The organism is Pseudoalteromonas sp. S2755 (assembly GCF_005886535.1).
In the GTDB taxonomy this organism is placed as follows: Bacteria; Pseudomonadota; Gammaproteobacteria; order Enterobacterales; family Alteromonadaceae; genus Pseudoalteromonas.
The window spans coordinates 92,766-108,454 of sequence record NZ_PNDS01000027.1 but is presented as its reverse complement, the minus strand read 5'-3'; the positions used below and the strand labels follow the sequence as shown (position 1 = coordinate 108,454).

Sequence of the window (15,689 nt, the reverse complement as noted above, 5' to 3'; positions counted from 1 at the left end):
GCGAGCTTTTATCGCTTTTTTTGTCGAACTAACGTCAGGGTGTACGAGTCAAGCTAAAGCTACGACCTACAAGCGAACCAGCTCCTACTTAGATTTTCCTCTGGTAGAAGCGAGTTCACCTCGCGAGCTTTTATCGCTTTTTGTCGAGCTAAAGCTACGACCTACCATCCAACAAGCTGATAAAGAATGCCATTTCTAGCGCTCTTTCGTGTAAGCTTTTAAATCGGCCGGAAGCACCACCATGACCCGCTTCCAAGTCGGTTTTAAAAATCAGTACGTTATCGTCCGTTTTATATTCTCTAAGCTTAGCAACCCACTTCATGGGCTCCCAGTACTGCACTTGCGAGTCATGCAGACCTGTGGTGACTAGAATATTTGGATAGGCTTTGGCTTCAATATTGTCATACGGCGAATACGCTAAAATAGTCTGGTAGTCCGCTTCATTATTCGGATTACCCCATTCATCATACTCATTGGTGGTCAATGGGATTGACTCATCCAACATGGTAGTTAACACATCCAAGAAAGGCACATGGCAGCCTAACCCTAAATACAGCTCTGGAGCTTGGTTTGCAATTGCGCCCATTAACAGGCCACCTGCACTTCCACCTGATGCAAACACTTTGTCTTTATGGCCGTAGCCCTGCTCAATCAAGGCCTTGGTAACATCAATAAAATCGTTGAAGGTATTTTGCTTATGGGCTTTTTTACCGTGCTCATACCATTCACGACCAAGCATCTCAGAACCTCGAATATGCGCAATCGCGTATACAAATCCTCTATCTAACAGGCTTAGAATTTGACTAGAGAAGTTAGGGTCGATAGTAATACCATAAGAACCATAGCCATACTGCAATAGTGGATTGCTACCGTCTTGATTAAACTTATCTTTGCGATACACCAAAGATACAGGGACTTTAACGCCATCTCTTGCGGTTATGTGCAAACGTTCAGAGTGATAATATTCTGGCTTAAAATCACCTAAAACTTGCTGCTGCTTTTTAAGCGTCTTCTTACCTGTGGTTAAATCACAATCGTACACTGAGCTTGGAGTTGTCATACTCGAGTAGTGAATACGAATATTACTTGAACTTGGCTCCGGATTATTTCCTACCGTGGCAAAGTAACAAGCATCATCAAATCCAAGGTGGTAGCTTTGCCCTTGATAATCATGAACAACAAAGCGGATCTGCCCTTGTTCACGCTCAGTCAGCACAAAGTGACTATTGAACAGCTCCAAGCCTTCTAATAGTACATGGTCGCGATGAGCTATTAACTCTTCCCATTGCTCGACATCACCAACGGTTGCCGCTGTTGCACGCATTAAACGGAAGTTTTTAGCATTCTTATTACTCAGGATGTAAAAGAACTCTCCCATTTTTTCAAGACCATATTCATGGCCAATTTCTCTTGGAATAAGGGTGCTAAACTCACCGCAAGGGTCGTTTGCATCCAGTATTAACTGATCGCTCGTTTCCGTAGCAGCGAGATAGATATAAATAGCGCTTTCGTCACGACTTTTGCCCAACCCCATGTAAAATTGGCGATCTTGCTCTTCAAACACCAAAATATCATCGCTTTGTGGCGTTCCCAATACATGGCGATACACTTGGAAGCCGAGCAACGTTTGCTCGTCTTTTTTGACATAAAATACGGTTTTATTGTCGTTCGCCCAAATTACCTGACCTTCCGTGTTATACAGCACGTCTTGTAGTAATGTATTGGTGTTTAAATCAAGAAACTTGATGGTGTAAATTCGACGCCCGTCCGTATCTTCACTATAGGCAAGCAATTGCTCATCTGGGCTTACGGTAATATCACCGATGTCGTAAAACTCGTTGCCAGCGGCTAACTGATTAATGTCTAACAGTAGCTTTTTATCCGTCAAATCTTCTTGTGATGCGCGATAATACCTAGCATATTCCTCATCACCACTCACTTCACTCACATACCAATAGTTGCCATCTTTTGCGGGCACTGAGCTATCGTCTTTTACGATACGACCTTTCATTTCTTCAAACAGCTGGGTTTGCAGCGCTTGGTGAGGCGCCATTTGCGCTTCACAGTAATCATTCTCTGCTTTGAGGTGTGCCAACATATCAGCATTTTTACGCTCGTCATCACGCATCCAGTAGTAGTTGTCGATACGCTCATGATTATGGTGCAGCAAGGATTTCGGCTGCTTTTTGGCTAGCGGTTGAGTTTTTTCCATCACCAGTTGTCATCCTAAATTCGTTATTTTTCGCCAGTGTATCACAGCAAATTTAGGAATTAACAACCATCTAAAAAGCTTTCTGGTGTTTCCTCTACAGCAACACCCTGAGACTTTGCAACCTGCCACAATTGCTCTCCTTGTGATTTAGGCACAAGCCAATTACAGGCAAAACTCGAATATAGATAAACTTCTTCACCTTCTACAGAAAGTAGCTCAGCCCCAAATTGATCCTGCTTATTTGGATGGCGATAAATACAAAGCTTATTGTTGCTCGTTATTCTATACACTTTCGGCAGTGGTGAGTGCCAGTTATAAATGTGAATTTCACGATTCTCAAAGTTGAGGATTAATGTGTGTTCCAGATAATGATTGCATAAACAATGACACCTGCAGTGAGCAGTAGCATCACTATTATTGCTGGTCTTGCCAAACTAGCATCCACAGTCAATGAATTGCCAGAAACGACATCCTCAACCGTTATCGCATAATAAGTACCCAATGCAAAAAATATAGTGCATGCCAAAATTCGCAAAGGTAGAAGTCTAAAGCTTTTTTTTAATGTAACGCACTGAATCATACTATCCTTTATTTTCTAATCACTGATAATCAACTCTATTGGGATAGCGCATATTAAGACGTTAAATTAGCAACCAGAATGGCTTAGGTGCAGGCTCAACCGCCCTCTTTTTTTCTTTTGCCATTTGCCAAAACAACGCAGCTTCAGCGTCACTGGCTTTCCACTCACACGCACAGCTTAATTTTGGTTCTGTGTCGTTTCGGCAATCATACAACTCCAAACCAAATTGATTTTTATGTCTAGGATGACGATAAATCGCTAACACACAGGCTGGTTTTAGCAAAATAATTTGCACACGGCTGGAAAATTTTGGATAAAAATAAATGCGCCCTTGCTCTAAGTCAATTTCTAGTTTGCGAGGTGCCTTTAAGATATCGTACACAATAAAACAAAGCGCAATGCCAATCAAAAAAAGGGTAACATCTCCTTTAAAACGAACACTAGCGGTTGATGAACCACCTGGATGAAACCCTTCTATCATAAGTGCGTAATATGCCATCACAGCGAAGAAAGAGGTGACAATACCGACTCGCAGCGGCAGCAAGACGGAGCGTTTTGTAAACGTAATTTTTGTCTGCATAAGATAAAACTCAGAAATTTATTACTTAACAAATAATAAGAAATATTCCCTGTACTCATTTCATCAAGATAAATCGTTAAAGACTTGTCTACTGCGGTAATGACTTCACCAACATCAATCATCCCGTTGTGAGAAATAAGTGATACTTTCAAAACAACCCTTAATTAAACATTTTTTTGCAATTATATTAAAATTACCCAAAACAGGTATAGCAAGAAATTATTGATTTACCTTTTTCAGAAACTAACTAGGTTTTTAATACACAAAAAAGGCCGAGCATCACTGCGCGGCCTTTATATTATTGGGTGTAAACGAGGGTTTCTAAGCTTCTGCTTTCTCTAGTTGGTTATCGTCAGATTTAGGCTTGCGTCTGATCTTCGCTTTTAAGCGTGAACCCGCGCCCTGCACATCCGTTAAGATGATGTATAGGGCCGGCACTAACACCAGCGTGATAAGCGTTGCGAATAGCACTGCAAACCCAAGTGATACCGCCATCGGAATAACAAACCTTGCTTGTAGACTCGTTTCAAAGATGATTGGCATGACACCAGCAAACGTCGTGATAGAGGTTAGCGTGATTGCCCTAAAGCGTGCACAACCCGCTTCAATAACTGCCTCTTTAAGCTTAACACCCTCGGCACGTGCTTGGTTGATATAGTCCGTCATTACCAATGAGTCGTTGATCACGACCCCTGCGGCGGCTACTAGTCCAAACATAGACATAGTACTCATATCTAAGCCAAATACTAAGTGACCCCATAGCGCGCCAACTAAGCTAAACGGAATCACCGACATCACGATAAGCGGTTGCGCATAGCTCTTAAGCGGTACAGCCAATAGGATATAAACCATCAACATACCAGCGGCAAAGAATAAGATCTGCTCACTGGTTTGCGCTTGGCGCTCTTCCACACTGCCACCTAGCTTAGTTTTTACGCCTGGGAACTGTTTTAGTAGCTCTGGTAAGATATTTTCTTCGATATTCTTAACCACGGCATCTGGCTCAATCAGCTCTTCATCGATGCTACCGTATACATATACCGTTCTAAAGCCATCTTCACGACGAATATAATTGATACCCGGCTTCTCGGTAAACTCTACGACATCGCCTAGCATCACTTCTTTGCCTTTTGGCGTTGTGATGATAGTGCGCTTAAGTGAAGCCAAAGCTTTACGATCTAGTTCAGGATAACGCACCATCACTTTGATCTCTTCGCCATCACGAATAACACGCTGTGCTTCACCACCGTAGAAGCTATTACCAACCTGAATCGCAACATCAGCAAGTTGCAAGCCAAGCTCATATGCCACTGGCTTAAGCGCGATCTGCATTTCTTTACTCGCCGGGTCAATACTCGAGCTGATATCAAATAACCCAGGTTGCTGCTGCAACATTGAAATAAGCTGTCTGCCCGCCGCGTTGAGGGTCTCGATATCAGAACCTAGCAAGCGATAACCAAATTCACCCTCACCACCACTTTGATCGCCCACACTGTCATACACAATGATTGACTTCACAGCAGTGATCTCAGGCATTGCCTCGCGCCAACGGCGTGCGAGTTCAAAAGCTGTAAATGGTCTTTGCTCTTCGTCAACTAACGTCGATAACACTGAGCCCTTAGTGCGGCTTTGGTTCCAAGAATATACATCTTTAATCATACCTTGACCGAACTCTTGGGCAATCTCTTTATCGACATTGCGTACCATTAACTCAATAGACTGCATCGCTGTAATGGTCTGCTCATCTGATACGTTGTCGTTCATGGTAATTTCGATCTTTGGATAATCTTCAGGCACCTTAGGGAACGGAATAAAACGCACTAAATTCGAAGTCACCAAGCTAAAGCTAAATACCAGCATCGCCACAAAAGTTAGTAATACGGTCCAGCGCCAGTCAACACAGCGCTTAATAAAGCGTCTGTATGGTCCGTTTACAAATGCGAAGAACTTCTTGTTAAATGCAGCACGACGACTGTTTGGACGCAGTGGTTTAATCTTAGTGTGAGCAATGTGCGCTGGCAAAATCCATTTGGATTCAATCAAACTGAATACCAAGCACAGAATAATAACGCCCGAGATTGACTTAAAGAATGCACTTTCTGGACCAGATGAGAACAACATAGGTGCAAACACAGCAATAGTTGTTAATACACCGAAGGTTGCTGGCGTTGCAACACGCTTAGCGCCAATTACCACATTCTTAACGCTGTGGCCTTTGCGTTCAATTTCGGAGTAGGCGGATTCCCCTATGACGATGGCGTCATCCACCACGATCCCAAGCACCATGATAAAGGCGAACAGCGATACAATATTAATACTGATCCCAAGTGCTGGCATAAATAGGAATGCACCAAGGAAACACACCGGCAGGCCAATCATTACCCAGAGCGCTAATTTGAAGCGTAGGAAAATAGTCAGCATGATCGCAACGAGTAACGCACCCTGTAACATATTGCTCTTCATCATCTCGAGTCGAGCATTTAGGTAGTACGTCATATCAACGATTGGTTCTAATCTTAAGCCTGCTGGTAATTCGGCATTTTTCTCTTCGATATATTTATGTACCGCTTTCGCGATTGGGATCATATTTTGGTCTTTAGTCGCTTTAACCGACAGGAATACCGCATTTTCTCCATTCAAACGGAAGTAATATTCACCTTCAGTTAGGCCATCTTTAATTTCTGCGATGTCTTGAAGATAAATTTTGGCGCCGTTATCACCAACCTTAACAGGGATGTTTCTAAACTCGTTACCGCGGTACATTTGGTTTTCAACACGCACTGCAATAATGCCAGACTCTGTTCTGATTTGACCTGCTGAAATGTTGGTTGAGTAACGTCTAATTGCGCTACTTACATCACTAATCGTTAGGTTGTAACGACGCAGGGCATCTGGATCAACTTCAATACCAATCTCATAATCCGGGGTTGAACGATCAACCAATGAAATCGTTGGAATTTCGAGTAATTCATCCTCGATCTCTTTGGCAATTGGCTTGAGCGCATTCAACGGTAGATTACCAGCCAGCGCGACGTTCACCACGTCTTGACGAAACTCTATAAGCTGAACCTGCACAGGCTCCATGGATGCTGGGAAGGTCGCGATACTATTCACACGCGAGCGAATTTTATCTTCTACTTCCGTTAGGTCTTCATCTTTATAGATTTCAAGTTGCGCACTACCGCTGCCTCTAGCGGCACGGTAAACTCCTTTTTTGATTTCTGTAACGTCTTTTAATGCTTCCTCAATTTTGATCAAGATCCCTTCTTCAATTTCTTGAGGAGACGCGCCGGGATATACGGCTGACACCGTCACATAATTGATCTCAAAGTTTGGAAACATTTGTCTTTGGATAGTCATATAACTGATAAAACCCATGATCAGTATGAAGACCATCAACAAATTCGCCGCTACCGTATTATTCGCAAAATAAGCGATAATACCGCGCTGCGATGTTTTTTCTATATCACTCATGGTCGCTCCTTGCTGTTACAGCTTTTCCGGCTGACTACTTGGCTTTGATGACGAGTCCGTGCCAGCAACTTTAACTTCCATGCCTTTTTGTGGATATTCAGGTGGTGTCATGACCACTTTATCGCGACTTGTGATGCCATCGCCGATTAGGAAGAACTCCCCCTCTTCGCGGATAACTTGCACTTTACGTGGCTCAAGCTGGTTATCTTGATTCAGCAACCAAACTGACTGATTGTTCACGATATCTTGAGGTAGACGGTAGATTTGTTTTAAGGTTTTACCCGCAAAACTAACTTGTACATACGTACCGTATTTTATCGCTGGCTGGCGCGTTGTGAGACCATACGGGTCATTGATACGTACCACCAGGTTGTTCATGCGAGTTTGTTGGTCAATAGTACCTAAATCTCTATCAATCACCGCTTCACGAGTGAAGGCATTCACACCACGCTGATAAACCGTGGCAGCTAGCCCCGACACTCGCTCAGGTAAAAATACAGAATCAAAACCCGCGATAGGAATAATCACCTCGGCAGTTTCGATGTTATTAACCGTACCAACTGAGCTCCCCATAGAAACGAACTGGCCAAGACCAACGTCTTTTTTCACCACCAACGCATTATAAGGCGCGATAACTTCGCAGTTTTCTAGGTCTCGCTTTGCACGCTGCAGTGCAGCTTTTGCCGATTTTACTGAGGCTTTGGCACTCATGACCTGCGGTTTACGTAAAAATAGGTCGGTATGCTTTTTATTTGGAAATCTTCTTGCTTCATCAGCAGCTACATCAGCTTGTGCTTGCTCTTCGATAAGCTGCGCCTCGGCTCTGGCAAGTTCTGCTTCTGCTTGTAGTAACGCGGCTTCGTAGTTATCTTGCTCAATACGCAGTAACACTTCGCCTTTTTGTACCACACCGCCTTCAACAAAGTTAGGGTGCCAGTATTCAACTTCGCCCGATACTTGAATAGAAAGTTGTGTACTTTCTAGCGGTTTTACTTCGCCATAGCTTTGGATCACAACTTGGTGATCTTGCGCAGCGAGAGTTTCAACTTCAACAACAGGACGAGAATCGACTTCTTGCTTCTCAGGTTCACTCTTAGCAACGGCATTGACGAACATAAATCCGACAACACCGACTATAAGCACGGTAAAGGGTAGAATCCATTTTAAAGTTTTAACTTGCATGACAGTACCTATTGATAATTTCCTGACCGTATAGTACCAAGTTTAGCGCGTTCTCGGATGTGACATTTGTAAGAATCTGTTACACCTTTAGAACAACTTTTTATAACTATCGAAAAACAGTGGGGATTATAAAGTTATTTCAAACAATTAAGCACCAAACCCTTTGATTTAAAAAGGCCTTTCCAATTATAACTTTTGTGAGTGATATAACAATTTCTTCGGCTTTTTGTCACATTTTTCACTCTAGATCTGCTTAGTGACATGGTGAAGCTCAAGCGCTAGAACTATACAGCCTACCAATTCGATAGCGAATAACAGATAAACCCCAAGCAGCGGACTCACGATGCCAAACATACTCGCCACAACTAAAGATCTGAAAACTGCAATAACCACCGCGACTAACATCAGACTTAGCCTAAGCCTCTATAGCCCCACATAATGTCATGCTTATCCCTTCACTAATTCAGATGGGTTGATTAATGCATTGAGTGGCCTGCGCAGTATCTGTTGTAGTGAAAAATACAAACACAAACTCGACACCAACACTATCCCCACAGCCGCAATCGAAAACTCTGCCACATTAAATGTTTGCTGAAAGTATGGCGACAATAATAAACAGCCTGTCAGGGAGATCATTAACGCAATACCTATGTGTTTAAAGTGGGTAGTAAGATCCTCTCGAGTGAGATCGCTGTGTTTGGCACCCAGCACCATTTTCGTGCCGTAATAAGAAGCTTTGAGTGATTGGCTATAACGAAAGACACCAAACAGGCCAATAATCACGAGCAACAACGCCAACGCAAAGATAAATAGTGCTCCATAGGTGACCAAGGTATCGGTCAACAAGTATTGCTCACGCTGCACCGTAAGTGATTCGAAACTAAAGATTTTCAATGCTGGATGAACTTGTGTAAGCAGCGCTGCAAAATGGGATTTAGTAACTGGCTGCTGAGTCTTAATTAACGCCGTATTGCTTCCTTGTACTGCTCGATACACATGGGGCAGTGCGGGTTCGCCAGGCACGGCTAAATCAGCAACGACACCAATAATTTCAAACGCTGCATCTTCGTCTGTAATGTTGAAACTCAAGCGCTTACCTAGCGCCTTTTCCTCTCCACCTAGCTGCTCAGCAAAGGTTTTATTGATAATTAGCTGCTGCTCACCGCGGCGCACCGCTTCACTATCGAAAAACTGACCTTGTAGTAACGGCAAAGAAAAAAACTCAAGATAACCACTATCCACAACTCGGCCAACCGGATGCACGCGTTCAAGTGTCTCGACTTCTTGCAATGACCAAGTACCAACGCCTTGCCCGATGGGTGAACGGCTTCGACTCACCGCGATTACTTCTGCGGTATTCCCTAGGGCTTCACTGGCTTGACGCATTACCTCTGTGTATTCGTCTCTCGGCATAGTATCAGGAGCATAAAACGTGACTTCGTATTTATTCTTGAGATCTACCGCATAAGCATTGTTGAGATGAGATATGGCAGCAACACCGACATTAAAGCAGAAGAAGGTCAAGATAATAGAAATACTTAACTGACTCACTGCCATGAACCGTTGCACTCGCGCACTCACAACAACGGCATTCCCCTTACCGCTTTGTTTTAGCATGTGTGTTAAGTGACGAAAGCGTATTGCTGACATTCCAGCTAACAACAATAACCAGCTCGTCAATAAAGCGACCAATCCCAGTGCAAGCACACTTTGCCAGGTTAACGAAATCAGCTGCGCTTGCGGCAATAGTCCCACCAGTTCTTTCTGTAGCCACTGGCAGATAACATAAGACGCGCCAATTGCAACCACGAGTGATACTAAGCAAAGTGCTAGCAACGGTAACCACTGCATCAGCGCAATATCTCTTATTTTTGCTCCCACCACCGCTTGAATTGCCAGTCTGCGCTGGATCTGGCTGAGTCTAGCAAGGTATAAGTTACTGATATTTAAGAGCGCTATACCGAGTAAGCCAAGCGATACCACAAACATTCCAAATAACAATAAGGGAGACTTACCGAGCATAATTGATTTCAACGGCATCGCGCGAATGCCAATATGCCACTTCGCAAAATACTCACTGTCGCTCACTTTGCTGCGCCACAGTGTGTTCATTTCGTTGGAAAGCGAGAGGCTGACTTGTTCATACTCCACCCCTGTAGCCAGTTTACCCACCATCAAGTTAAGCGCATAACGGTTCCACCAGTAAGGTTTAGCTTCCTCTGAAGTTAGGTTGTATTGCCAAGGTAGCCATACCGCAGTGTTGTGCGTGAGCTTTTTTAAGTTAGGTTCATAAAACCGCTCTGCCACCACCCCGACAATCGTAAACTCTCGCTCATCCAGACGCAGCGTTTTATTTAAAATATCAGGGTCACCATTGAAGTGACTTTGCCAAGCTTGATAGCTCAGCACAGCGACAGGGCTGCTCTCATCGACAGGTTCAGTAATAACCCGCCCCATCGCAAGCGGCATATCAAAAATACTAAACCACTCGGGCGAAACATAAGCCGATTCAACTTGAGGCGCATCTGCATCTGAGGTAAGCAATTGCTCAGCATAATGCACCATCGCCAGCTGCTCCATTGCGGCAGGTTTATGCTCGTATAAATGCATCAATGATGGGTAATTAAAGGCTTCGCTGCTCTCGTTACCATTTTCATCAAACATTGGGTATTCAAGCTTCACAATATGTTCTGGATCCGGGTATGGTAGCGGTGAAAAATACAGGCTATGTAACATCCCCATTGCGACCAGCATCACAACGAATACGCAGCTCAGCGTAGTCACCACACTAACATGGTAAATATTTGCACGGCCTAAGTTGAACAATTGCATGATGGTGCCCTCTCTATGCTCGTTGACTAACAAATTGAGCAGAAGCGACGGTGCCTAACAGCTCACCATCAAACAATTTCACCTGCCTTGGAGCCATATCGGCATAACGAGGGTCGTGTGTCACCATACAAACTGTGGTGCCTTGCTGATGCAATTCAGCAATCAATTGCATCACCTGATCGCCACTTTTCGAATCTAAATTACCCGTCGGTTCGTCCACCAGAAGAACACTTGGATCGGTTACCAAAGCACGCGCTATCGCGACACGTTGCTGCTGTCCACCTGATAGCTGATTTGGCTTATGTTGAACACGATGCGACAGACCAACCTTTTGTAAACAAGACTCGACTCGCTGCTTTACAGCAACCTTACTCAGCTTTTCAGGGCGATACTTTAGGGGTAAAGCGACGTTATCGAATACCGAGATTTCATCAATGAGATTAAAAGCCTGAAAGACAAATCCGATATGCTCATTGCGAAGCTCAGCTGCCTGATCAAGCGTCAAGGTTGTCACATCATGAGCACCAATCGTATAACTACCACTTGTCGCTTGGTCAATTAAACCAATGATGGATAGCAAAGTAGATTTACCACAACCAGAGGGGCCTGAGATCGAAATAAAATCGCCTTTTGCTATTTCCAGTGAAATATTTCTCAGTGCATGTGTTTGTAGCTCTTCGGTTTCAAACACTTTATTGATATTTTTAAGCACTATCATTTTGATATTCCTACTTTAATAAAATTGTCTCATCTAGACTGGCAAGATAGGCTAGATCAGAAATGATTAATCGTCTCCCGGCTTCAACGCCAGAATCTATAACAATATATTTCCCAGTTGAAGCACCAAAAGTGATTGCTACCGGCTCTGCGGTGTCATCATTACTCAGGGCAAATAAGGTCTGCGTTTGATTATCTTTAGCATTGGCGGGGCGTTGTACATAAGTGGCATTAGCAAGGTGCTTAATGACGATACTGGCGGAGATACTCAGCTGCACTCGCGCCTGCTTCGGTAAGATGTTTGGTAGACTTACCTCTACTTCCACACTATTGTTTGTCACCACGGGGTCAACTCGGAGCACTTTACCTTTTACCGTATTGGCCTGCATCTTCACCATAACGTCTTGGCCGGTTTCAACCCAACGCACTTGAGACTGTGGCACAGACAATAGCGCCACCAACGATTGGTTAGAGCCAATCAATGCTAATTCGTCACCAACATTGACTCGTTGCCCAAGCGCCAGAGGCATGCGCTCAATGATCCCTGATGTACTGGCTCTAACCTCCAGCTGTTGCTGTTTTTCTAGTAAATTATTAAGCTCTTGCTCGCGAATATCTATTTCCTCATTGGCAAGAATAAGAGCCGAATCATGCAGTGCTTGCAACTGTTTAGCTTGCTGCTCTAGCATGGTAATTTCATGTTGCAAGGTATGCAAAGTGGTTTCAGTTTGGGCAAAGTTAAGCGCGGAAATAATGCCTTGTTGTGCGAGGTTTTGCTCCGCGCGGTGACGCAATGCTAAGGTTTTTAGCGCGCCTTGTTTTTGCATCAGCTGTGTTTGTTCGTTTAACAGCTCCCTTTGTTGAGTGAGTAGCAGCTGCTCTTTTATTGTCCGCGACTGACGTAGGGCTTGTTTGGCTTGCTGAACTTGCAACACGAGATCAGGGCTCACAAGCTCGGCTATCACATCACCTTTACGAATAATTGCGCCTGCTTTGTGATGGATCACCTTAACAATAGCCGCACTTTGCGCGTTTAATAAAAACTGCTCAGCACTACGTAATTCTCCAAAACTATCTACTGACAAGGTAAGCGGGCCTTGTTTGACCTCAGCTACCAGTATTTCAGCGCGCCTCACACTGGAATGAGACGCCCATTGTTGCCACAGCAAATAAACAACTATCACCACCATTAAACAGACAGCGACGATGTAATGTTTGGTTTTTTTTGGCTTTGCCGGTTTAACTAGATCCATTTCCCCTCCTAACTGACTAAGCGCTAAGAGCGAGATTTATGCCAAAATTTAATAACTATAAATTTCAAAAAGTTAAAAAACTTATAACTACGAAAGCCAGCTGATATTCCGAAATCGAAAGTTGTACTCCGGAATCGACAATAGATTTCATGTAATTAAAATTTTGTCGTTTATCTTTTGTTACACACCTTTTGCCTAGAGTTTCTGACAGGCTCTGATGTTTTGGGTACACTCAGGTTTTTTACTATTTCGAGTCAACATTATGAAGAAAACGGCACTAAGCATTGCCCTCGCGCTCACCTTCGCAAGCGCTCCAAGCTTTGCTAAGAAAGACACAAAAGAAGAAGAAAAAACCATCGCTTCACTTATCGAAAATAAAACCAGTATTGATGGTCTATTCCCGCTTTATCAAGATAAAGAAAGTGGTGAGTATTTAATGCAACTCAATGAGTCGCAACTCGACACGCCTTTTTTATACTTCGCACATACTGTTGATGGTGTTACCGATGCCGGCCATTTTCGAGGTAACTACCGCGAAACTAAACTAATTGAATTTAGAAAACACTTTGACCGCATTGATATTATCAGCAAAACACCGCGTTTTATTTTTGATGAAAAATCAGCCATCGCAAATGCGAGCGATGCCAACATCAGTGAAGCAGTACTTGCTAGTATCGAAATTGAAAAAGCCGAAGACGGTAACATTTTATTCAAAGCTGATAAGTTATTTTTAAGTGAGTCACTACATAAAGTGTCTCCTTGGAAACGTGCGGATGACAAAAAGGCAAGCAAACGCTTTGCCCTTGGTAAATTAGACGACAAAAAATCTCGCATCGTTAAACACCGTCCATATAGCGACAACTTAGATATCGTTGTTGATTACGTGTTTAGCAACCCAGACCCAAAAGTTGCCGGCTCAAATGCGGTGACTGATTCGCGTTTTGTTTCGCTAAAAGTGCAACACAGCTTTGTCGCTCTGCCAGACAATAACTACCAACCTCGCTACGATGACGCACGTATCGGTTATTTCACTAATCAGTTCGACGTGCAAACTTCACCAGATTGGACGCCATATAAAGACGTTATCAAGCGTTGGAACTTAGTGAAAAAGGATCCGAGCGCAGCGCTTTCTGAACCTATTGAGCCAATCGTATGGTGGATCGAAAATACCACGCCTGTCGAATGGCGCGACACGGTGCGTGACGGTGTACTAGGTTGGAATAGTGCGTTTGAGAAAATCGGCTTTAAAAATGCTATTGTGGTTAAAGTACAGCCTGACGACGCCACTTGGGATGCGGGCGATATCAACTACAATGTTCTACGCTGGACTTCATCACCTCGACCACCATTTGGCGGCTATGGTCCAGCAACTGCAAACCCACTTACTGGCCAAATTCTTGGTTCTGACATCATGCTAGAGTACGTGTTTATGCGTAATCGCTGGATATATGACTCACTTTACTCTCAAGGGCAGATGAGCCATGGTGCTGAGACGTCAAGCGATACACTACACTGCTCGCTTGGACATGAAATGCAGGGCCAATTGATGACGGCAAGCCTTGCAACAGGTGCTGACATCGAACGCAAAGAAATGCTACGACAAGGCCTAGTACAGCTAGTTCTTCACGAAGTAGGACACACCTTAGGCCTAAACCACAACATGAAGTCTTCAATTCTGTGGGGCCCTAAAGAAGTACACGACAAGTCAAAAACACAAGGTATCGTAACAGGCTCTGTGATGGACTACGCACCAGCTAATATCGCCCCTCCAGGCATTGACCAAGGCGATATCTTCCAAACCAAACCAGGTCCATATGATGACTGGGCAATAGAGTTTGGCTATAGCACGGCACTTAACGATAACACCCAAGAGCAACAGCGCCTTGAAAAGATCTTATCTCGCTCTGGCGAACATGGCTTAGCTTTTGGTAACGATGCCGACGATATGCGTGCGCCGGGCCGTCACATTGACCCTCGCGTCATGATTGGCGACTTATCATCCGATCCGGTGGCATACGGCGTTGATCGCATGACTCTGATCAACCATCTATTCACCGAACTCAAAAACAAAGCGCGTGTTGAAGGGCAGTCTAATCAACAGTTATTAACCTCTGCAAATATGCTGTTTGGTCAATACCGTGGTCAAGCAGGTGTGATTTCACGCCAGATTGGTGGTGTATACGTTGAGCGCAGCGTAGTGGGCACAGAAGGCGAAACGAAACCATTTACACCAGTACCGCTTGAGCGCCAAAAAGCAGCAATGACCGCACTGAAGGAAATGGTGTTCGCACCGACTGTGCTTGAAAATATGCAGCCACTGTACAACTACATGCAAGCACAACGCCGTGGCTTTAACCACTATGGTAAGAACGAAGATCCTAAAGTCCATAAGATGGTGCTTGGCATGCAAAAGTCAGTACTAGACCATGTGCTGCACGCGAATGTATTACAACGCATCAGCGACTCTGCGTACTATGGTAACGAATACAGCCTAAACGAGGTTATGAACGACCTGACTGCCGCTATTTTCGTTGCTGATAAGAATGCAACGACACTGAGCCAAAACCTGCAAATAGAGTACGTTTCTCGCTTAATTAATGTTGCAGGCTTGAGTAAAGCGAGCAAATATGACAATTTGGCAAAAGCCGCTGCGCTATTCCAGCTGCAGAGTATTTTGGATAAGAGTACAGCTTGGGGTGCCGATCAGGTCACTAAGGCACATAAAGCGTATATTGATCGTATGATCACAAAAGCGTTAGAAGCGTAACTCAAAAATTTTTGTATTACGCAAATGAAGTGAGCGAAAACGTTAAAGGCTAGCAATTTGCTAGCCTTTATTTTGTCTGTTTATTAATACAG

10 protein-coding genes are annotated in these 15,689 nt (G+C 44.0%); 1 reads left to right on the top strand and 9 read right to left on the bottom strand.

Annotation, left to right across the window (positions count from 1 at the left end):
* Nucleotides 1-154: 154 nt before the first annotated feature.
* The 9 genes from CWC03_RS05455 to CWC03_RS05420 all read right to left on the bottom strand — a co-directional run bounded on the left by CWC03_RS05455 (nucleotide 155) and on the right by CWC03_RS05420 (nucleotide 12,830).
* Entirely contained in the window at nucleotides 155-2,212 is a 2,058-nt protein-coding gene (locus CWC03_RS05455) for a S9 family peptidase (protein WP_138580896.1), read from the bottom strand.
* A gap of 59 nt (nucleotides 2,213-2,271) precedes the next feature.
* Complete coding sequence (locus tag CWC03_RS05450) at nucleotides 2,272-2,502, bottom strand: hypothetical protein (RefSeq protein ID WP_138580895.1); 231 nt, start codon at nucleotides 2,500-2,502, stop codon at nucleotides 2,272-2,274.
* A gap of 351 nt (nucleotides 2,503-2,853) precedes the next feature.
* The gene (locus CWC03_RS05445) at nucleotides 2,854-3,372 is read right to left on the bottom strand and encodes a hypothetical protein (RefSeq protein WP_138580894.1); all 519 of its coding nucleotides are present in this window, start codon (nucleotides 3,370-3,372) and stop codon (nucleotides 2,854-2,856) included.
* 321 nt (nucleotides 3,373-3,693) lie between these two features.
* Nucleotides 3,694-6,846 (bottom strand): efflux RND transporter permease subunit, encoded by a 3,153-nt coding sequence (locus CWC03_RS05440; protein WP_138580893.1) that lies wholly within the window; start codon nucleotides 6,844-6,846, stop codon nucleotides 3,694-3,696.
* A 15-nt stretch (nucleotides 6,847-6,861) separates the two neighbouring features.
* Nucleotides 6,862-8,028: an efflux RND transporter periplasmic adaptor subunit gene (locus tag CWC03_RS05435; protein WP_138580892.1), complete on the bottom strand. Its 1,167-nt coding sequence runs from the start codon at nucleotides 8,026-8,028 to the stop codon at nucleotides 6,862-6,864.
* Between the two features lie 243 nt (nucleotides 8,029-8,271).
* Entirely contained in the window at nucleotides 8,272-8,433 is a 162-nt protein-coding gene (locus CWC03_RS23405) for a hypothetical protein (RefSeq protein ID WP_171040208.1), read from the bottom strand.
* Between the two features lie 42 nt (nucleotides 8,434-8,475).
* Complete coding sequence (locus CWC03_RS05430) at nucleotides 8,476-10,860, bottom strand: ABC transporter permease (protein WP_138580891.1); 2,385 nt, start codon at nucleotides 10,858-10,860, stop codon at nucleotides 8,476-8,478.
* Nucleotides 10,861-10,873: 13 nt separating this feature from the next.
* On the bottom strand, nucleotides 10,874-11,578 hold the full coding sequence (locus CWC03_RS05425; protein WP_138580890.1) for an ABC transporter ATP-binding protein: 705 nt from the start codon (nucleotides 11,576-11,578) through the stop codon (nucleotides 10,874-10,876).
* Nucleotides 11,579-11,588: 10 nt separating this feature from the next.
* Nucleotides 11,589-12,830 carry an efflux RND transporter periplasmic adaptor subunit gene (locus CWC03_RS05420; protein ID WP_138580889.1) on the bottom strand — a complete coding sequence of 414 codons (1,242 nt, stop codon included), beginning with the start codon at nucleotides 12,828-12,830 and terminating at the stop codon, nucleotides 11,589-11,591.
* Nucleotides 12,831-13,092: 262 nt separating this feature from the next.
* On the opposite strand from CWC03_RS05420, the gene CWC03_RS05415 reads away from it, so the two are divergent.
* The gene (locus CWC03_RS05415) at nucleotides 13,093-15,597 is read left to right on the top strand and encodes a zinc-dependent metalloprotease (protein ID WP_138580888.1); all 2,505 of its coding nucleotides are present in this window, start codon (nucleotides 13,093-13,095) and stop codon (nucleotides 15,595-15,597) included.
* The last annotated feature ends 92 nt before the right edge of the window (nucleotides 15,598-15,689 follow it).